The sequence below is a fragment of the Ochrobactrum sp. BTU2 genome (assembly GCF_024539785.1).
GTDB classification, from domain to species: domain Bacteria; phylum Pseudomonadota; class Alphaproteobacteria; order Rhizobiales; family Rhizobiaceae; genus Brucella; species Brucella anthropi.
On record NZ_JAHWRG010000005.1, the window covers coordinates 308,383 to 328,147 of the forward strand.

Sequence of the window (19,765 nt, forward strand, 5' to 3'; positions counted from 1 at the left end):
TTCATTCCCAGGGTTCTATTACCTCTTCGGACCAACCGACCGGCACGAATCCCATTTTCTGATAGAGTTGCAGAGCTCGTGGGCTGTCGAGCGTATTGGTATGGATCGTCACCTTTTCCGGTCCATGCGCCCAGGCTGCGGAAATGGCCTCACTCAGGAAAAACTTTCCGAGACCCCGCCCCTGAAAATCATCGATGAGACCGAAATAGACAATCTCGGCAGCCTCCGGCAAAGCGGTCAAGTCGAGTTCGACAAATCCGGCGGGACAGCCTTCTGCATAGAGAACGTGGATTTCAGTCGTATCTGCATGAATTACGGCTGCAACTTCCGCGTCCGTCTGAACACGGCGCATCATCCAGTGATGCTTACGCCCGATCTGTTCATAGAGATAGCGGTAGTAATGGACCGGCATGGCACCCGCGCGCATCATAGCGAGGCGGATACCAGACGGCACCGGCACCTGAACTGCCTGACGGGCAGACATTTCCAGGTGGGTGATGCGGGCGGTCAGTTTTCCGGTCATGCTTATTCAGCTTCACCGGTGACAACTGGTGTATCCTGCCGGCTTCCCCATTCACTCCAGGAACCGTCGTATAGACGATTATCCTTGTGACCGACCGACGCCAATGCAAGCATGATGACCGCTGCGGTCACGCCAGAGCCACAGCTCGTAACGACCGGTTGTGAGAGATCAACACCGGCCTCGTCGAAAATCTTACGCAGGCTTGCAAGGTCCTTTAGCTCACCGTTTTCAGACAAAGTGCCAACGGGAACGTTGCGTGCACCGGGCATATGGCCGGAGCGCATGCCTGCCCGTGGCTCGGCATCGCGTCCGGTGAAGCGTCCGGCTGCGCGTGCATCGGCGATCTGCGAGCGTCGCTCGTCCACAATTTCGCGCATCTGCACGAAATCGACTACAGCGGCCTCGTCGAATGATGGCGTGAACAGCGTTGGCGCAATCTTTGTGGCTTCTTCGGTCACCGGATAACCAGCCTTTTTCCAGCCGTCGAAGCCGCCATCAAGTACATAGACATTCTTCACACCCATCACGCGGAACATCCACCAGACGCGCGGTGCGGAAAACATGCCGACTCCGTCATAGACAACAACTGTCTCATCAGCCGTAATTCCCATGGCACCAACATGCTGCGCAAAAAGCTCTGGCGACGGCAGGGTGTGCGGCAGACCGGATTCCTTGTCAGCAATCTTGTCCTGATCGAAGAACACAGCGCCTGGAATATGTGCAGCGTTGTATTCTTCCTGCCCGTTGCGTCCAGCAGCCGGGAGATACCAGGAGGCATCGACAATCGCGATGCCCGGCTTGCCGAGCCGTTCTTTCAACCAGTCCCGTGAAACGACGAAGGCGCTTTTCTCTACCATGGGTAAACACTCCTCAAGCATATTTCGTAAAACCGGGAAACATGCAGAAAACAATGGGTTCAGGCTTCTGGCAAGGGGCCAAAGCGAATGCGGAACCGGCGGTTTTCCTTGCCCTTTTTCTCGATCTTGCCGATGTGGATTTCACCCACTTCCTGCGTTTCGGAAACGTGCGTACCACCGCAAGGTTGCGAATCCACCACGCCGTTTTCACCGATAAGAACAAGGCGTATGCGACCGAGCCCCACCGGAGGACGCACATTCTTCGACTTTACGATATCCGGATTTGCAAGGAATTCTTCATCGCTGATCCAGCGAATGGCAACCGCGTCATTGGCATTCACCCGCTCCATGAGCCTTTCGGTCACGAATTCCTTGGTGTAGCTCGGATCGGGAAGATCGAAATCAACGCGACTTTCATCCTCGCCCACCGCAGCGCCGGTAATCGAAAACGGGCAGACAACGGAAAGCAGGTGGCAGGCCGTATGCATCCGCATCAGCTTGTAGCGACGCGGCCAGTCAAGATGCAGGACCAGCTTTTCACCGACAGTGGGCGAAGCCTGTCCTTCTGCCGGAACATGAATGATTTCGTTCTTGTTTTCGCCCGTAACGGTTGCCGAAATCTCGATACGAGAACCATCCGCGCGCTCGAGAAAGCCGATATCCCCCGGTTGGCCGCCGGAGGTCGCATAGAAGTTTGTCTGGTCGAGAATAATCCCGCCCGTCTCGGTAATGGCGAGTACCGTGCCCTCCGCCGTTGAAAGATAGGAATCTTCGCGGAAAAGCGCTTCGGTCTCGTATGCCATGATTATCCCTCGAACGGTATGTCTATCTCGGTCTTCCTCTCCAGCCATCCCGGCACTGGCAGGTTCTTGCCACGCAGGAAAGCAGGATTGAACAGCTTGGACTGGTAACGATTACCATAGTCGCAAAGCACCGTCACAATTGTGTGGCCCGGCCCGAGATCTTTTGCAAGCCGGATTGCGCCTGCAATATTGATACCCGAAGAACCACCGAGGCAAAGTCCCTCATTTTCCACGAGATCGAAAACGATATCGAGCGCCTCCGCGTCGGAGAGGCGATAAGAGAAATCGGGGGTGAACCCCTCAAGATTGGCGGTGACACGCCCCTGCCCGATGCCTTCGGTGATCGAGTCGCCTTCGGCTTTCAGCTCGCCTGTCGTATAGAAGGAATGGAGTGCAGCTCCATATGGATCGGCAAGTGCGATCTTGATATCGGCATTGTGGTCCTTCAGACCGAATGCGGTGCCGACAAGCGTTCCACCCGATCCAACAGCGGCGACAAACCCGTCCACCTTGCCGTCAGTATCCCGCCAGATTTCCTGCGCCGTTGTTTCGATATGGGCCTGCCGGTTGATCGGATTATCGAATTGATTGGCCCAGACCGCGCCGTTCGGCTCGCTTCTGGCAAGTTGTTCGGCCAATCGTCCCGACAGACGCACATAATTGTTCGGGTTGCGATAGGGGGCAGCTGGAACTTCAATCAGTTCGGCGCCAAGCAGGCGCAGCGCGTCCTTCTTTTCCTGGCTTTGCGTTTCGGGAATAACGATAACTGTCCGATAGCCAAGCGCTTTCGCGACCATCGTGAGGCCGATGCCGGTATTGCCGGCCGTACCTTCAACGATGACACCACCGGGTTTCAGAAGCCCGCGCTTTTCGGCATCGCGAATAATATAGAGCGCTGCGCGGTCCTTCACCGACTGTCCGGGATTGAGAAACTCGGCCTTGCCATAAATTGCGCAGCCGGTCAGTTCGGAAGCCTTTTTCAAATGGATCAATGGCGTATTGCCGATTGCGTCGAGCACCGATTGGAACATGGCTTCCGTCCTTCCTGTTTTGAAGAGGAAATTATGAGGAACGGCCCTGCCCTTCAAGCAAGCATGGAATATTTTTCCAAGCCATTACGCAAATTGAAACCCATCCTACGCTCATAAATAGAAAAGCCGCCCGAAATGGGCGGCTTTTTGAAAAAATATTCAAGGCAAGCTTACGCTGCGCGCTGTCCGCCATTGCCGTTGGCATTGCGGCGCTTGCGGCGGAGCGGACGCTTCGCTTTCGGAGCGGCTTCACCTGCTGCGTGACCGCCTGTACGATGGTCGCCTGACTTCGGGGCTGCACGACGCGGCTTCTGCGCCGTTCCGCCCTTGCGATGCTGGGTCTTCTGTGGGCGTTCGCCCGGAGCCGCTGCGCGCGGTGCCGGAGCAGGTGCAAGCTCCACAGGTGCATCCTTGATCGGAAGCTTGTTACGCGTCACACGCTCAACCGCTCTCAGCTTGGATTCTTCCGCTGCCGGATCATAGAGCGTGATCGATGCGCCGCTAGCGCCATTACGGCCGGTACGGCCAATACGGTGCACATAGGTTTCCGGCTCGTCAGGCAGATCGTAGTTCACGACGTGGCTGATACCCGGCACGTCGATGCCGCGTGCAGCAATGTCGGTTGCGATCAGAATCCGCAGCGATCCATCACGGAATCCGTTCAGCGCGCGCTGACGTGCATTCTGCGACTTGTTGCCGTGGATGGCAGCGACTTCATAGCCATCGCGTTCCAGATGACGGACGACTGCATCGGCACCATGTTTCGTACGGGTGAAGACGATGACCGAACGCATAGCCTTGTCACCCAGCAGCGCGGAAAGAAGACGGCGCTTCTCCTTGGTGTGCACAGGATGCACAACCTGCGTGATTTCAGCAGCCGTCGTTCCCTGCGGAGCGACTTCCACACGAACCGGATCACGCAGCAAGCTTCCTGCCAGCGACGCGATTTCCTTCGGCATGGTGGCCGAAAACAGCGCGGTCTGACGATCGGAATGCGTCGCTTTTGCAATGCGCTTCACATCGTTGATGAAGCCCATGTCCAGCATACGGTCCGCTTCGTCGAGGACGAGCCAACGCGTCTGCGAAAGGTCTACCAGACCGTCACGCATCAGATCGGTCAAACGACCAGGCGTGGCGATCAGAACGTCGATGCCCGGTGCGATGCGCTTGATCTGGGACAGCTTGGAAACGCCGCCCAACACAAGCGCTGTCGAGATATGCGCGTGTTTGGAAACATTGCGGATCGTCTGTTCAATTTGCACGGCGAGTTCACGCGTTGGTGCCAGGATCAGCGCGCGTGCAGTTTTTGGACGGCGCTTGTCGCCAAGGCCGATGATCTTCTGCAGGATCGGCAGGCTGAAAGCTGCGGTCTTGCCGGAGCCCGTCTGCGCGATACCAAGAATATCGCGGCCTTCAAGCTGGTGTGGAATCGCCTGCAACTGGATCGGCTTCGGCTCGGTCATGCCAGCGGCTTCGACGCCCTTGAGCAAAATGCCGGTAACGCCGAGAGCGGCAAAGCCGCCCGTAATTTCTTTTGTCAATTCAATCTCTTTCGGCGGCACCATGATGTCATGGTCCGCATACAAATGCCGGTCAAGCGCAACTTGCCGAACTCTATCTGTTCAATGATAACGACGGGACGCCGAAGCTTGTAAACTCCAGGCGACTTGCGCTGCCGTGCCCGAACATTTTCTCGGGTCTCCCCGCTTCCGGACCATTCCGGGAGACAGAGGCGAGACGCAACAAGTCCAATGCCGGGAAAGCCGACGAACACGTCGGCCCATGCGCCTGACGCGGCATATGGGGTGTTTTCGTCCAAAAAGCAACTGATTTCGCTTAAGGCACCGAAATCAGATGATGAAATCAGCGAGCACCTGATTGTCCGTTATGTCCTGATAGGCCCAACCGGCTTCTGCGAATTTCTTTTCCAGAAGCTTGAAGTTCGCTGCGTTCTTCGTTTCGATGCCGATCAGAACTGAACCGAAATTACGCGCAGATTTCTTCAGATATTCGAAACGCGCAATATCATCTTCAGGTCCCAGAAGATCAAGAAACGAGCGAAGCGCGCCCGGCCTTTGCGGGAAGCGGAAGATGAAATATTTCTTCAAACCTTCGAAGCGCAGTGCACGCTCACGAACATCCGGCAGGCGTTCGAAATCGAAATTGCCGCCCGAAACAACAATGACGATGCGCTTACCTTTGAGGTCGCTCTTCTTGAAATCCTTCAGCGCATCAATGCCGAGCGCGCCCGCTGGTTCAAGCACAACGCCCTCAATATTAAGCATTTCGATGATTGTTGCGCAAAGCCGGTTTTCCGGAACAGTTATAACAGTTTTCGGATCGAACCCTTTGAGAAGTTTGAAATTTTCTTTTCCTATCTCGGCAACAGCTGCACCATCGACGAAATTGTCGACATGCGTAAGTTTGATACGCTTGCCTGCTTCAAGGCTCCCTTTCAGGCTCGCTGCGCCCTGTGGCTCGATAAAGCGGAAACTCGTCTTCCAGCCCAGATCTGAAACATATTGCGTAACGCCGCCGGACAATCCGCCGCCACCGACAGGCAGCAGAATAAAGTCGGGCTTCTTTCCCTCCGGCAACTGCCGCTCGATCTCAAGCGCTACCGTCGCCTGCCCCTCAACGATACCGGGATGATCGAAAGGCGGCACCATCACGCCTTTCTGGCTTGCGGCAAACTCCTGCGACGCGGCATAGCAAACGTCGAAAATATCGCCCACCAGCTTAATTTCAATGAATTCGCCGCCAAAAGCGCGGGTCTTGTCGATTTTCTGCTGCGGCGTCGTAACCGGCATGAAAACGACACCCTTGCGGCCAAAATGGCGGCAGACGAATGCAAAGCCCTGCGCATGATTGCCTGCGGAAGCGCAAACGAACACCGCATTCTTGTCGGTCGTTTCGACCGCCTTGGAGATGAAGTTGAAAGCGCCACGAATCTTGTAGGATCGGACCGGTGTGAGATCTTCGCGCTTGAGCCAAATTTCCGCACCGTACTTCCGTGAAAGGTAATCGTTGAGCTGCAGCGGCGTTTCAGGAAACAGCGCGCGCATTGCCTTTTCGGCCTCGGATACGGATTTGACGAAGGCGGTCATTATTCGACTTTCTGCATTTCCTGCTGGATTTCCGCCCATGGCTACATGGGTTTGACAATGCAGACAAGGTTGAAGCTCGTCAGGTCGCCAAATCAACGATTTAGAGTAAGCATATATTCGGCAATACTAACTGTTGATGTTAACAGGCTTTGTGGCTTGAATTCGTGACACAAATCATGACATAGACGTGGGTAATTGCTGCGGTCGTGGCGAAATTGGTATACGCAACGGACTTAAAATCCGTCGTCTTTTAGACTTGCGGGTTCAAGTCCCGCCGACCGCACCACCTCCTCCTTTTGCGCTCAGTTTTCCCATATCCGCTCCAGGCAACCTCGCCTTGACAATTTGCTGCCCTATCCTCCAGTTTTCCCCTACTCGAAACAGATGCAGACGGAACAATGGAAGAGCAAGCCACACAGTTGATCGCAAATACAAACGCATTCGTTCTCCAGATGTACGACCTTCTCATACGATATTCAGTCTCCACACTCGGTGCGCTGATTATCCTTTGCGTCGGCTGGATACTGGCCGGAATCCTTCAAAAATGGACCATACAGTCGCTGTCGAAAATTCGCGGCTTCGACCAGACTCTGGTCGGATTCTTCGGCGCTGTCGTCCGCTACAGCATACTCGTCATTATTCTGGTCATGGTTCTCGGGCAGTTTGGCGTCCAGACCGCGTCCATTCTCGCAGCGCTAGGCGCCATTGGCCTTGCTATCGGCCTCGCCCTTCAAGGTACGTTGCAGAACATCGCAGCAGGCATCATGATTCTGGTCCTCAGGCCATTTCGCGTTGGTGAATATATCAGTGCAGGCACCGTCGTCGGCACCGTGCAAGACGTCGGCTTGTTTGCGACGGAGCTCAAAACCATTGATGGCCTTTACGTGCTGGCACCCAATTCCTCTCTTTGGAATACGCCCGTCACCAATTACAGCCGCATGAAAACCCGCATGCACGAGTTCAAGGTGGGGATTGGCTACGAAGACAATATCGATCAGGCCTTCGCGATCATAAAGAAGATTGTCGAAGATCAGAAAGGTGTTCTCTCAACACCCGCACCGGCCTATTTCGTATCGCAACTGGGCGACAGTGCAGTCGTTCTCAGCGCCAACTACTGGATAAACAGCGCCGATTATGCGCAGGTGTCGCGCCACACAATCAAAACGGTGAAGATCGAATTTGACAAAGCCGGGATCAACATCCCTTATCCGCAAATGACTTATCATGTTATTGAAAAAGATAATAAAACAGAAACAGTTAACTGATCTTTCTAAACTATTTTTTCAGAGAAGCCGCAGATTGAATCTGCGGCTTTTCAATAGCTGCTACTCCACTCAACTGTTCAGCTTGGCGGTGATTTCGGCAACACGCTTGCCCTGAAACCGCGCCCCGTCCAGTTCCTGTTCCGAAGGCTGGCGCGAACCGTCGCCATCTGCAGTTGTCGTCATCCCATAGGGAGCACCGCCGCGCACCACATCATTTCCCATCTGCCCCTGATAGGCATAGGAAAGCGGGACGATAATCATGCCCTGATGCTGCATCTGCCACTGTGTGGAAATCAACGCCAGTTCCGCGCCACCATGCTGCGTGGCTGTGGAAACCATCACCGACCCGACCTTGTTAATGAGGGCACCCTTTGCCCAGAGACCGCCGGTCTGGTCGAGGAAATTCTTCATTTGAGCCGCCATCATGCCATAGCGGGTAGCGGTGCCGATGATGATGGCGTCGTAATCCGCGAGTTCAGCCGGCGTGGCAATCGGCGCATCCTGATCGATCTTATAGTGCGAGGCTTTCGCGACATCCGGCGGAACCAGTTCCGGCACCCGTTTGATCGTGACCTCCGCGCCGCCTTCGCGCGCACCTTCAGCCGCCGCCTTGGCCATTTTCTCCATGTGACCATAGGCCGAATAATACAGCACCAGCACTTTAACCATGTGACGTCTCCATATCCCGATTTGTGAGGTCCCAACCTCGACAGGTTCAATTAGGGGAGCCGCCTTCTTTGGAAAGGCGCAACTTCTCGCACACGAATAAAATGCTGCAATAAAGCAGTTGCAGCCTTGTCCTGCTGGCGCTTAACTGATGCCAGAAAATGGAGTCTGGATATGACCAACAATCCGCAGCAAGCCGTCAAGGCAGCCATGCTGGCAATTGGCGACGAGCTTCTCTCAGGCCGCACCAAGGACAAGAATATCGGACATCTCGCCGATGTCCTGACAGCGGCGGGCATTGATCTCAAGGAAGTACGGATTGTTCCGGACGAAGAAATCGCCATCGTCGCCGCTTTGAATGCACTGCGACCGCATTATGACTATGTTTTCACGTCCGGTGGCATTGGCCCTACCCATGACGACATCACCGCCGATGCGGTTTCTGCGGCCTTTGGCGTGCCTTGTATCTATGACGAAAAAGCCATGAAACTGCTTGGCGACAATTATGCAAAGCGCGGGCTGGAATTCACCGACTCGCGTAAGCGCATGGCACGTATGCCGCAAGGTTCTGAGCATATAGCGAACCCGATCTCCGCCGCACCCGGCTTTCATATCGGCAATGTCTATGTGATGGCAGGCGTGCCTTCCGTGTTTCAGGCAATGCTTGACAATGTACTGCCCACACTGAAGACCGGCCGCAAGCTTCTGTCCAGATCGGTGCTTTGTCCTTTTGGCGAAGGCGTGATTGGCGCGCCCCTGACGGAAATCCAGAAAGAAAACCCCGACACAATCATCGGTTCCTATCCGAAATTCGAGAATGGGCGCTTCAGCACGGAACTTGTCGTCCGCGGGAGCGATCCTCAAAAAATCGATACGGCAATTGATGCAATCGAAAAAATGATCTCGTCGCTCGAAACAAAAGGTGCCGCTTAATCCTTTGCAACCTTTTGCCCGCGCAACTCGTTGCACTATATGCTAAAATAGAAACACAGCCGGAAGGAGTTCGGTCATGTCCTACAAGACGGTGGTTGCCTATTCTCGCAGTGAATCCGAGTTGAAGCGGGTTGTGTCCGCCGTTGGACTTCTAAAGCAGAAGGTGCCCGATATTCACGTCATCGGGCTTTATTCAATCCCTTCGCCCATCGTCTATGCCGACCCGAACGGCTTCATCGATCCGGGAATGTTCGAACTGCATGACAAGCAGCACAAGGAACTTTCCGAAAGACTGAAACATCTCTTCGAGGAAGAGATGCGCCGTCAGGGCACCAACTATGAATATCGCATCACGCGATCCGAAACCGGCACCGCTGCTGATGGCGTGCTGACTGCTTGTCTTGGAGCCGAATTGCTGATCGCCGGGCAACCCGACCCCGACGATCCGGCCACCAACGACGAAACCGCCGATACGATTGTTTTCAATTCCAGCTGCCCTGTTCTGCTGGTTCCCTATGCACCGGTGCTGCAGATGGTTTCGCTCGACCGGATCGTCGTCGCCTTTAACGGCAAGCGGGAAGCGGCCCGGGCCGCTTTCGACGCCCTGCCCTTGATGAAACATGCCGACAGAACGGAAATCGTTTGGGTCGATCCACCGGAAATTGAAGGCGAGGATCAGGCTTTGGCGAGCCACGATATTGCGGAATCACTGTCCCGGCACGGGATTGATGTGACGACCACAGCACTGGCATCCAACGGACGTTATGCGCAGGATGCGTTGAGGGAACATATCATCGCTGAACGCGCTGATCTTTTCGTGATGGGCGCTTACAGTCATTCCCGGTTGCGTGAACTGGTCTTTGGCGGAGTGACGCGCTCCATGCTGAACGAGCTGCCCATTCTCACGCTTTTCTCGCGTTAGAAGACACGATTGAAGCCAGTTTGATCCGGCAATTGGCCAACAACTGGCTGACAACTAGCCTGTGATGACACGACACGCTTGCAAGAACACCATTTTTGCGGTTATCAGCATCACCCGGCGCTGACTGTGCCGGGTGGAGAGCCTTTTCCTCTCTTGCCGCCCGCCTGAAAGGGCGCAGACGAAGAAAAGCCGCAGATCCTGACAGTTACAGCGCTTGGCAATCCGTCATAGCGCATTTTTGGTTTTTAAAGGTCCGGAGAACGAGCTCCGGATCGTTCCACGGAGCGTTTCGATGTCCTTGCCAGATAAAGCCTTCCCAGTTTCATGGGATCAGTTCCACCGTGATGCCCGCGCCCTCGCCTGGCGGATTGCCGGTATGAATCGCGATTGGCACGCAATTGTTGCCATCACGCGTGGCGGTCTGGTCCCTGCAGCCATTGTCTGCCGCGAACTCGGCATTCGTCTCATCGAAACCGTCTGTATTGCCTCCTATCACGACTACACGTCGCAAGGCGACATGCAGATCCTCAAGGGTGTGAGCGAAACACTTCTGGAAAATGGCGGCGAAGGCGTCATTGTCGTAGACGACCTGACCGACACCGGCAAAACCGCAGCCATCGTGCGGGAAATGATGCCGAAGGCCCATTTTGCGACTGTTTACGCCAAGCCGAAAGGCCGTCCGCTGATCGATACCTTCGTAACGGAAGTGTCTCAGGACACCTGGATCTATTTCCCTTGGGATATGGGCTTCACCTATCAGGAACCGATCGCAGGCGACAAGCGCGGCTGAAGCCCGACAGACTTGAAGCCATAAATCCATCGAATGCACTTCCGATAAAACTGGCGGATTCACATCCGCCAGATCAAAACGCTGCGAAACGAAAACAAACGAACGCGATTGCGGTGATATTTCCGCCGCAATCGCACCTTATGGAAAGCGCATCGAAATAACGCCGATTAGAGGCAGATAGCGTTTTCAAAGCCGCCATCTCCTGCCGAAATTTTAGTAATACCTTTAAAATAAAAGCTTTTTTGAATATTTTCAAAGGTCAGCTGCCTAACTAATCAGTTGTTATTTTGGCGAATCGGATCATGCTATAGATAAAAAGGGGATTTTCGCGGTGAAGTCGCAGGCCAAACAACTGATTGCAACCGAAAAGCGTATTTTGACGCCTTCCGGTCGTTTGCAGCAGGTTGCGGCGCTTGTCTATCGTCGCGACATGGGCACCCTCAAGGTTCTCGTCATTACGAGCCGCGGTACAGGCCGCTGGATCATCCCCAAAGGCTGGCCGCAAGTTGGTCGCACTCTGGCAGATACTGCTCTTCGTGAAGCTTATGAAGAAGCAGGCATTCGTGGTGAGGTCTCACCAGTACCAATCGGTAGTTTCTGCTACTGCAAGACCGATCTGCCACCTGAACGCATAAACCAGTTCACGGCGGCGGTATTCGCGGTGCAGTTCACCGGGCAGGAGAAAGACTGGCCTGAGCGGGATCAGCGCATCTGCGAATGGGTGTCGCCGCAGGAAGCGGCCAATCGCGTCGAAGAGACCGAACTGAAGCAGTTACTGAACCATTTTGGTGATTCGGGAATTGCCGCTGCTGCGGAGTAAGCAGCCCGCAAGCCGTCTTCAATGCAACATTCCCCCGGATTACGATCCTTTTGCAGGGATTTTCTCTTTCGACAGTCGACGCTGCCGTGCTTGTTCCTCTAACTGCTAATAATAGCGGCTATCCAGGCTCCCCAAATCACATAGCCGGCTTGGTTCGCAAAAGTGTCGCTTCTCCCCGTTATCCACATTTGCCCCAAGCTGTTACGCACAATATCTAGATGCTGGAGCGTTACAACAAACCATTGCTTGACGCTCGAAGCCGAGTCGTTTTTTATGATACTATCGTTGCGTAAGTAGCGTGATCGGGCGTTGTAATCTGCCGGTCCTTTTTTCGGTCAAGTTGAGTATCGAACGAGCGTTGCGCTTTGAAAGTGCGGTTTTCGCTCGGTGCTTTCTTGCGCCCAAATTCTGGGTTCGCCCTTCTCTGGAGAAGCAGATGCAACATCAATCAGAAACAGCGTTAACACTAGATTTAGTATTTGCGCTCATGCTTCTTACAAGATAAGGTATTTTCGTTCCGCCGATTTTTGATCGCGATCACGCTAGCAAGGTTGCAATTAAGCTCCCCTGAGGCGTTTTTTCGTGGGCTTTGATGAGGTGGAAGCGGATTTCCGGGAGTTTTCTCCCCAACAAGACGCTCCTCCCCGCAGAAGAGCTGTTTTGACAGAGACGCGATACAGACAGGCCGTGGCTGAAAACCGTCACTAGAGCTACTATATATAGAACGTTTGGATGGGACAGATGAAGATCGAACGCCGTTTCACGAAAGAGAATCAGTCGGCCTATGCGGACATCGCGTTCCGGACTGCGACCAGCGAGATCAAGAATCCCGATGGATCCATCGTATTCCGTCTTGAGAACATCAATGTGCCCGCGCAGTTCAGCCAGGTCGCCGCGGACATTCTTGCACAGAAGTACTTCCGCAAGGCTGGCGTTCCCGCACAGCTGAAGAAGATCGAGGAGAACGACGTTCCCTCATGGCTGTGGCGCTCGGTCGCTGACGAGGACGCGCTTGCCAAGCTGCCTGAAAATGATCGCTACGGCTCCGAAATGGACGCCTGCCAGGTTTTCGACCGTCTCGCCGGCACTTGGACCTATTGGGGCTGGAAGGGTGGCTATTTCGCCTCTGAGGAAGATGCCCTCGCCTTCCGCGACGAGCTTGCCTATATGCTCGCGACCCAACGTGTGGCTCCAAACAGCCCGCAATGGTTCAACACCGGCCTGCATTGGGCCTATGGCATCGACGGTCCCGGCCAGGGCCATTTCTATGTCGACTGGCAGACCGGCAAACTGACCAAGTCCAAGTCGGCCTATGAACATCCGCAGCCGCATGCCTGCTTCATTCAGTCCGTTGGCGACGATCTCGTCAATGAAGGCGGCATCATGGATCTGTGGGTCCGTGAAGCACGCCTGTTCAAGTATGGCTCCGGCACGGGCTCCAACTTCAGCTATCTGCGCGGCGAAGGTGAAAAACTTTCCGGTGGTGGCAAATCCTCCGGTCTGATGAGCTTCCTGAAGATCGGCGACCGCGCCGCAGGTGCGATCAAGTCGGGCGGCACGACCCGCCGCGCCGCCAAGATGGTCGTCGTCGACATCGATCATCCGGATATCGAGGAATATATCGACTGGAAGGTCAAGGAAGAGCAGAAGGTTGCTTCGCTCGTCACCGGTTCCAAGATCGTCAAGCAGCATCTGACCGCCATCATGAAGGCTTGTGTCAACTGCGAAGCGGACAATGATGATTGCTTCGATCCGGCGAAGAACCCTGCCCTGAAGCGCGAAATCAAGGCCGCAAAGAAGAACCAGGTTCCGGAAAACTACGTCAAGCGCGTGATCCAGTTCGCGCGTCAGGGCTACACCGACATTCAGTTCAAGACCTACGATACAGACTGGGATTCGGAAGCCTATCTGACTGTTTCGGGCCAGAACTCCAACAATTCCGTTTCGCTGAAGGACGAATTCCTGCGCGCTGTCGAAAACGACGGCGACTGGAACCTGACAGCTCGTCGCGACGGTCGCGTCATGAAGACGCTGAAGGCGCGCGATTTGTGGGAAAAGATCGGTTACGCCGCCTGGGCGTCCGCTGATCCGGGCCTGCACTACAACACGACCATGAACGATTGGCACACCTGCCCGACCGCCGGTCCGATCCGCGCTTCCAATCCGTGCTCGGAATACATGTTCCTTGACGACACGGCTTGCAATCTGGCGTCGATCAACCTGCTCACCTATCGCAACAAGGATGGTTCATTCGATATTGCAGCTTACGAGCACACGGCACGCCTGTGGACCATCGTTCTCGAAATCTCGGTGATGATGGCGCAGTTCCCGTCGAAGGAAATCGCCCGTCTTTCTTATGAATACCGCACGCTCGGCCTCGGCTATGCCAATATTGGCGGCCTGCTGATGACCTCCGGCATTCCTTATGACTCGGACGAAGGCCGCGCGATCTGCGGCGCGCTGACGGCGATCATGACCGGTGTAGCCTATGCCACCTCCGCTGAAATGGCAAAGGAACTCGGGACCTTCCCAAGCTACGAGCCAAACGCCGAGCATATGTTGCGCGTCATTCGCAACCACCGCCTCGCTGCCCATGGTGAAACCGAAGGCTATGAAGGCCTTGCCGTCAACCCGGTGGCGCTGATTGCCGAGGATTGCCCGGATCAGGATATGATTACCCATGCACGTGCTGCCTGGGACAAGGCGCTGGAACTTGGCGAAAAGCATGGCTACCGCAATGCACAGTCCACCGTCATCGCGCCTACCGGCACGATCGGCCTCGTCATGGACTGCGACACGACCGGTATCGAGCCAGATTTTGCGCTGGTGAAGTTCAAGAAGCTCGCTGGTGGCGGTTACTTCAAGATCATCAACCGCGCCGTACCGGAAGCACTCCGCACGCTCGGCTATTCGGAAAGCCAGATCGCTGAAATCGAAGCCTATGCTGTCGGTCACGGCAACATCAATCAGGCTCCGGGCATCAACCCGTCTTCTTTGAAGTCCAAGGGCTTCACCGACGAGAAGATCGAAGCCCTGAATGCTGCTCTCAAAAGCGCATTCGACATCAAGTTCGCTTTCAACAAGTGGACGCTGGGCGAAGACTTCTGCAAGGACGTGCTAAAGCTCACCGATGAACAGCTCAACGATTTCTCGTTCGAGATGCTCCCGGCGCTGGGTTTCGCCAAGAAGGACATCGAAGCTGCCAACATCCATGTTTGCGGCGCAATGACCCTCGAAGGGGCGCCGTTCCTCAAGGAAGAGCACTACGCCGTGTTCGATTGCGCCAATCCTTGTGGCAAGATCGGCAAGCGTTATCTCTCGGTGGATAGCCACATTCGCATGATGGCAGCCGCACAGCCGTTCATTTCGGGTGCGATCTCCAAGACGATCAACATGCCGAATGACGCAACCGTCGAGGACTGCAAGAACGCCTATATGCTGTCCTGGAAGCTGGCGCTCAAGGCCAATGCGCTTTATCGCGACGGCTCCAAGCTTTCGCAGCCGCTCAACGCCGCCCTCATCTCGGATGATGAGGACGAAGACGATGCAGTCGAGGCACTGATCGAAGCCCCTGCTGCAGCCCGCGCCGTTCAGGTAACCGAACGTATCGTCGAAAAGGTTGTCGAAAAGATCGTGCATGAGCGCGAAAAGCTGCCGAACCGTCGTCAGGGTTATACGCAGAAGGCAGTCGTTGGCGGTCACAAGGTCTATCTGCGCACCGGCGAGTTCGGTAATGGACGCCTCGGTGAAATCTTCATCGATATGCACAAGGAAGGTGCTGCTTTCCGTGCAATGATGAACAACTTCGCCATCGCCGTATCGCTCGGCTTGCAGTACGGCGTACCGCTCGAGGAATATGTGGAAGCCTTCACTTTCACGAAATTCGAACCGGCAGGCATGGTCATCGGCAACGATGCCATCAAGACCGCAACGTCGATCATCGACTATGTCTTCCGTGAGCTGGCAGTGTCCTATCTCGGACGCAATGACCTCGCCCATGTCGACACAAGCGACTTCGGTAATACGGCGCTTGGCAAGGGTATCAAGGAAGGTAAGACCAATCTGGTCTCGACCGGTTGGACGCGTGGTTACAAGCCCACTCTGGTGACCAACTCGACTAACGAAGCCAAGGGATCGACAAATTCTGTGCCGCAGGCTTCCAACGTCACAACCTTGAAGTCGACCACGCCGACGGGCAATCGCCCCGCAACAATCGGTCTGGTGACGGATGGTGCGACCGCCTTCAAGCGGGAGTTGGAAGAGCAACCTGCTCCGGCACAGCAGCAGGAAAGCACATCGGCAACAGCAACCGAACTTTTCTCGGATAAGGCTGCAGCAGACGCTGCTTCTGCCCGCGCGGAAAGTGCGAATGCCGCCAAGAAGCTGGAAGCTGACCGCCGCATCAAGTCGATGATGCAGGGCTATACCGGCGACAGCTGCACCGAATGCCAGAACTTTACCATGGTTCGCAACGGAACGTGCCTCAAGTGCGACACTTGCGGTGCAACGAGTGGCTGCAGCTAAGTAAAATTCGTAGTATACGAAAATAAAAAAGCCCGCTTTATGCGGGCTTTTCTTTTCTTAAAGTATTTTAAAGGAACAATTATATATAATAATAGTTCTATGATGAAATACTGAAATTCAACAAATTTCGGAACGAACCGACTATTTCCACGTTCAGTCTAAGCAACCGAACGTATAAAGGAGATAGTTATGTTCAGGACTACACTTCTGACGACGACGTGTGCATTGCTGATTAGCGGCGCTGCTTATGCTCAGACAACTGCACCAACGCCAGCACCTGCCGAGCCACCGGCTGCGGCAGAGGAAATGCCGGTTTCGTCCAAGGACATGTTTGGCAATCCCACATCGGGTGAGACCGACAAGGTCGGCTTTCTGGAACCGAAAGAGGGCCAGCTTCTCGTCACCTCTTTCATCGGACAGAACGTCTATGAAAGTGATGCTGCTGACGCCCAGACTGTCGGCAAGCTGAATGATCTTATCGCCAGCCCCGAAGGTGAGATTGAAGCTGCGGTGATCGGCGTGGGTGGTTTTCTTGGAATCGGCGAGAAGGACGTAGCTGTAAGCCCGGATCAACTGCAGCTTGCAACCCGCAGTGACGGCAAAAAATGGCTGGTCATAAAGGCGACCAAACAGCAGTTGACCGATGCGCCGGCATTCGATCGCTCGAAGCTTTTTGTGGACGGTGTAGCCGATCCATCAGCAGCAAACGAGACCAACGCCCCGACGACTGATGCCCCAGCAAGCGATACAGCTCCGGCATCACCACCTCCAGCCCAATGATACGGTCTCGATGAGCAATACGACAAGTCTACCCCCCGGCCTTATGGCCGGGGTTTTGATGCAAATAACCATTACTCGCGGTTGAAATATTCATATGGCCGCCTTAATTCCTGGTAGAACATGATACAAGCATCGCAACACGGCCCCCAATTTTCACCAGGTTAATCTCAGGAAAGTCTATTGTCCGAATTTTTTATTGCTCATCCCTGGGCGGAAACCCTTGTGGCGCTTGGAGGATTATTTCTTTCAGCTTTCATTGCAAACTTTCTAATCAAGGCGATTTTGCTCAAACTACTCGAACGTCTTGTCCAGAAAACCTCTTTCGGACAAGACGAAGAGCTTAAAAGACACAGTGTCATCAGCCGTCTTGCCAATATCGTTCCGGCGTTGATTATTTCATCCGGGATCATGGCGGTGCCGGGCCTGCCCGAAGGCGTGATCACCGTTATTCGGAATGTAGCGATAGCTTTCATCATTCTGACGCTGGCTTTGGCGGTCAATTCAGTCTTTGGGCTGATCGATACGCTCTATCATCGCCGTCCCGAAGCCAGATACCGCCCCATAAAGGGCTACATTCAGGTGGCCAAACTTGCTGTCTACATCGTGGCGGCAGTCCTTGTCATTGCGACACTGCTGGACAAGTCGCCGGTTATCCTTCTTTCCGGTGTCGGTGCTATGGCCGCGGTGCTAATCCTTGTCTTTCAGGACACATTGCTTTCTCTGGTCGCCAGTATGCAGATCGCCTCGTCCAACATGGTTCGTGTCGGCGACTGGATTGAAATGAAGAATCTCGACGCCAATGGCGATGTCACGGAAATCGCGCTCTATACCGTCAAGGTCCAGAATTTCGACAAGACGATCACCACCATTCCGATCCGCAAGCTCATCACCGAGCCGATGAAGAACTATCGCGGCATGCAGGAATCCGGCGGGCGCCGCATCAAGCGCGCGCTTTATATCGATCAAAACACCATTCGTTTTCTGTCGGATGACGAGCGAGCCAGACTTGGCACAGTTGATTGGCTGGCGGATTATCTGCCCAAGAAGGCCAAGGAAATCGCCGAATGGAACCAGAAGCTTGGCGACCGCGCCAACAATCCGGTCAACAGGCGTCAGTTCACCAATGTCGGTACGTTTCGGGCCTATGTAGACAATTATCTGCGCAATCACCCCGGCATACACAAAGGCATGACATTGCTGGTGCGCCAGATGGACCCTACTCCCGAAGGACTGCCGCTGGAAATCTACTGCTTTACGAACACGACCGTCTGGGCGTCATTCGAACAGATTCAATCAGATATTTTCGATCACCTTTACGCGGTGTTGCCGGAATTCGGCCTCAGCGCCTTCCAGAATCCGAGCGGTAACGATTTTCGCAAACTGACAATCAATGCGCCTGTCGAGCAGCCTCAATCACCTTGGCGTTCAAACGTTGAACATTATAGCGTGCCCGAGACGGTGTCAGGCCAAGACGGACGACAGCAAGATGCATTGAAGGAACGATCATGACGCTTTGCCCGTCATGGCCCGACATCCAGAATGCATCTTCCGGAATGCCATCCTCACCTGCCTTCACACCGCTAATCTGCAGCCAGACCTGAGCGGAACCATAGCGCCCTTCGGACTCGGGCCTGGGTTTGCGCATAAATGAAATATAGTCCGCAGGCAGGATCGGCTTTCCGTACAGGTTTCCACCATCCGCGAGAAACGCGCCCAACCGAGCCCAATCACGGGCGGTAGCGTACATATAGGAAGAACCGGCAAAGACGCCTGACGCATCCGTCTCCAAAATGACGCTGTTCATGCCAAGCGGACCGAATAGGGCAAGCCGCGGATAAGCCAGCGCCTCCTCGCGGCTGTTAAAACTATCCATGAAAAGCTCTGACAGAATATTCGCCGTTCCACTGGAATAATTGAATTTCGTCCCTGACGCCGCCTCCAGCGGCAAAGACGCAGCAAACCCGGCCATATCCGGCTCCAGATAAAGCATGCGCGTGACATCCGTTACTGTGCCGTAGTCCTCATCGAAGCGGAGACCGCTATTCATCGCCATCAGATTTGCGAGAGAAATCTTTGCCCGCTCATCGTTCTTCCATTCCGGTAAAAGGGCTGTGCTTTCCAAACTCATGCGCCCTTCAGCAATGCGCATGCCGATCAGTGTCGCGATGACGGACTTGGTCATGGACCAGCCCAGTAAAGGCGTATCCGCATTAAAACCCGAACCGTAATTCTCGGCAATCAGCTTGCCGTCGCGGACGACCGCAATCGCGCGCATTCCCGGCCCGGCCAGAACCTGATCCTCAATCACAGCCTGCACCGCTGGATCGGTCTCAATTCGGATCGGTTCTGCGGGCACCTGCGGGCCGGTCGGAATTTCAACGCGCAAATCATCTTTCTGGATATTCGCGCATCCCAGCGCTGGGCGATAGATTGCGGTACTTGGTGCAAAGAAGCCGAAAATCCGCACCGTCACACTGTTATTATTCTTGTCGAGGGCGGCATTCAGAAACCGCAGCAGCGGGTTTCCCGGTGCCTGAACATCGTCTGCAAGGACGGCATCAGCATCCCGACCGGCAATGAAAACATTTGAACAGACAATCTTGGCAGCATAGCCGGTGCCGACACGCAACAGCTCAGGCGGTCGAACCGCCAGCCAGAGAATTGCTCCCAGCACGATGACGAGCAGAAGACGACCGACAAACTTCAGAATACGCTTCATGCTGCCCCTCGCAAATAGTCGTTAC

15 protein-coding genes, 1 tRNA gene and 1 pseudogene are annotated in these 19,765 nt (G+C 54.7%); 9 read left to right on the top strand and 8 right to left on the bottom strand.

Annotated features, from left to right (window positions below; all coding sequences use genetic code 11):
• Position 1 precedes the first annotated feature (1 nt).
• From KWJ32_RS17325 to ilvA, 6 genes are all read right to left on the bottom strand, one after another.
• Positions 2-523 (bottom strand): GNAT family N-acetyltransferase, encoded by a 522-nt coding sequence (locus KWJ32_RS17325; RefSeq protein WP_010660089.1) that lies wholly within the window; start codon positions 521-523, stop codon positions 2-4.
• 2 nt (positions 524-525) lie between these two features.
• Positions 526-1,380: a 3-mercaptopyruvate sulfurtransferase gene (gene sseA, locus KWJ32_RS17330; RefSeq protein WP_012092041.1), complete on the bottom strand. Its 855-nt coding sequence runs from the start codon at positions 1,378-1,380 to the stop codon at positions 526-528.
• 59 nt (positions 1,381-1,439) lie between these two features.
• Positions 1,440-2,183, bottom strand: a complete 744-nt coding sequence (locus KWJ32_RS17335) for an alanyl-tRNA editing protein (RefSeq protein ID WP_012092040.1) — start codon at positions 2,181-2,183, stop codon at positions 1,440-1,442.
• 2 nt (positions 2,184-2,185) lie between these two features.
• Complete coding sequence (locus KWJ32_RS17340) at positions 2,186-3,214, bottom strand: cysteine synthase A (RefSeq protein ID WP_125300246.1); 1,029 nt, start codon at positions 3,212-3,214, stop codon at positions 2,186-2,188.
• Positions 3,215-3,384: 170 nt separating this feature from the next.
• The gene (locus KWJ32_RS17345) at positions 3,385-4,779 is read right to left on the bottom strand and encodes a DEAD/DEAH box helicase (RefSeq protein WP_346016084.1); all 1,395 of its coding nucleotides are present in this window, start codon (positions 4,777-4,779) and stop codon (positions 3,385-3,387) included.
• A 285-nt stretch (positions 4,780-5,064) separates the two neighbouring features.
• On the bottom strand, positions 5,065-6,324 hold the full coding sequence (gene ilvA / locus KWJ32_RS17350; protein WP_029376102.1) for a threonine ammonia-lyase IlvA: 1,260 nt from the start codon (positions 6,322-6,324) through the stop codon (positions 5,065-5,067).
• A 197-nt stretch (positions 6,325-6,521) separates the two neighbouring features.
• Between ilvA and KWJ32_RS17355 the strand changes: the two genes are divergently transcribed.
• Together KWJ32_RS17355 and KWJ32_RS17360 are read left to right on the top strand one after the other, a co-directional pair.
• Positions 6,522-6,607: transfer RNA gene (locus KWJ32_RS17355), tRNA-Leu, on the top strand.
• 112 nt (positions 6,608-6,719) lie between these two features.
• Positions 6,720-7,586 carry a mechanosensitive ion channel domain-containing protein gene (locus tag KWJ32_RS17360; protein ID WP_012092036.1) on the top strand — a complete coding sequence of 289 codons (867 nt, stop codon included), beginning with the start codon at positions 6,720-6,722 and terminating at the stop codon, positions 7,584-7,586.
• A gap of 69 nt (positions 7,587-7,655) precedes the next feature.
• On the opposite strand, the gene wrbA is transcribed toward KWJ32_RS17360, so the two are convergent.
• On the bottom strand, positions 7,656-8,255 hold the full coding sequence (wrbA, locus tag KWJ32_RS17365; RefSeq protein ID WP_010660082.1) for an NAD(P)H:quinone oxidoreductase type IV: 600 nt from the start codon (positions 8,253-8,255) through the stop codon (positions 7,656-7,658).
• 171 nt (positions 8,256-8,426) lie between these two features.
• Between wrbA and KWJ32_RS17370 the strand changes: the two genes are divergently transcribed.
• The 7 genes and pseudogenes from KWJ32_RS17370 to KWJ32_RS17400 form a co-directional block, all read left to right on the top strand.
• Complete coding sequence (locus tag KWJ32_RS17370; protein WP_012092035.1) at positions 8,427-9,185, top strand: competence/damage-inducible protein A; 759 nt, start codon at positions 8,427-8,429, stop codon at positions 9,183-9,185.
• A 76-nt stretch (positions 9,186-9,261) separates the two neighbouring features.
• Complete coding sequence (locus KWJ32_RS17375; RefSeq protein ID WP_125300244.1) at positions 9,262-10,107, top strand: universal stress protein; 846 nt, start codon at positions 9,262-9,264, stop codon at positions 10,105-10,107.
• A 292-nt stretch (positions 10,108-10,399) separates the two neighbouring features.
• Positions 10,400-10,897: a xanthine phosphoribosyltransferase gene (gene gpt / locus KWJ32_RS17380; protein ID WP_012092033.1), complete on the top strand. Its 498-nt coding sequence runs from the start codon at positions 10,400-10,402 to the stop codon at positions 10,895-10,897.
• Between the two features lie 331 nt (positions 10,898-11,228).
• On the top strand, positions 11,229-11,717 hold the full coding sequence (locus tag KWJ32_RS17385) for an NUDIX hydrolase (protein WP_012092032.1): 489 nt from the start codon (positions 11,229-11,231) through the stop codon (positions 11,715-11,717).
• Positions 11,718-12,458: 741 nt separating this feature from the next.
• Entirely contained in the window at positions 12,459-16,241 is a 3,783-nt protein-coding gene (locus KWJ32_RS17390) for a vitamin B12-dependent ribonucleotide reductase (RefSeq protein ID WP_040130132.1), read from the top strand.
• A gap of 189 nt (positions 16,242-16,430) precedes the next feature.
• Positions 16,431-17,021 carry a PRC-barrel domain-containing protein gene (locus KWJ32_RS17395; RefSeq protein ID WP_151609929.1) on the top strand — a complete coding sequence of 197 codons (591 nt, stop codon included), beginning with the start codon at positions 16,431-16,433 and terminating at the stop codon, positions 17,019-17,021.
• A 180-nt stretch (positions 17,022-17,201) separates the two neighbouring features.
• Positions 17,202-18,398: pseudogene (locus KWJ32_RS17400) on the top strand (mechanosensitive ion channel family protein); the annotation flags it as partial.
• 10 nt (positions 18,399-18,408) lie between these two features.
• Here KWJ32_RS17400 and KWJ32_RS17405 read toward each other — a convergent pair.
• On the bottom strand, positions 18,409-19,740 hold the full coding sequence (locus KWJ32_RS17405; RefSeq protein WP_012092028.1) for a serine hydrolase: 1,332 nt from the start codon (positions 19,738-19,740) through the stop codon (positions 18,409-18,411).
• Between the last annotated feature and the right edge of the window lie 25 nt (positions 19,741-19,765).

Excerpts from the sequence above, each read along its gene's own strand:
- KWJ32_RS17345 (WP_346016084.1), bottom strand. The coding sequence starts at position 4,779 with ATGGTGCCGCCGAAAGAGATTGAATTGACAAAAGAAATTACGGGCGGC.
- KWJ32_RS17335 (WP_012092040.1), bottom strand. The coding sequence starts at position 2,183 with ATGGCATACGAGACCGAAGCGCTTTTCCGCGAAGATTCCTATCTTTCA.
- KWJ32_RS17325 (WP_010660089.1), bottom strand. The coding sequence starts at position 523 with ATGACCGGAAAACTGACCGCCCGCATCACCCACCTGGAAATGTCTGCC.
- KWJ32_RS17375 (WP_125300244.1), top strand. The coding sequence starts at position 9,262 with ATGTCCTACAAGACGGTGGTTGCCTATTCTCGCAGTGAATCCGAGTTG.
- KWJ32_RS17370 (WP_012092035.1), top strand. The coding sequence starts at position 8,427 with ATGACCAACAATCCGCAGCAAGCCGTCAAGGCAGCCATGCTGGCAATT.
- KWJ32_RS17390 (WP_040130132.1), top strand. The coding sequence starts at position 12,459 with ATGAAGATCGAACGCCGTTTCACGAAAGAGAATCAGTCGGCCTATGCG.
- KWJ32_RS17360 (WP_012092036.1), top strand. The coding sequence starts at position 6,720 with ATGGAAGAGCAAGCCACACAGTTGATCGCAAATACAAACGCATTCGTT.
- wrbA (WP_010660082.1), bottom strand. The coding sequence starts at position 8,255 with ATGGTTAAAGTGCTGGTGCTGTATTATTCGGCCTATGGTCACATGGAG.
- gpt (WP_012092033.1), top strand. The coding sequence starts at position 10,400 with ATGTCCTTGCCAGATAAAGCCTTCCCAGTTTCATGGGATCAGTTCCAC.
- KWJ32_RS17340 (WP_125300246.1), bottom strand. The coding sequence starts at position 3,214 with ATGTTCCAATCGGTGCTCGACGCAATCGGCAATACGCCATTGATCCAT.
- KWJ32_RS17405 (WP_012092028.1), bottom strand. The coding sequence starts at position 19,740 with ATGAAGCGTATTCTGAAGTTTGTCGGTCGTCTTCTGCTCGTCATCGTG.
- sseA (WP_012092041.1), bottom strand. The coding sequence starts at position 1,380 with ATGGTAGAGAAAAGCGCCTTCGTCGTTTCACGGGACTGGTTGAAAGAA.
- KWJ32_RS17395 (WP_151609929.1), top strand. The coding sequence starts at position 16,431 with ATGTTCAGGACTACACTTCTGACGACGACGTGTGCATTGCTGATTAGC.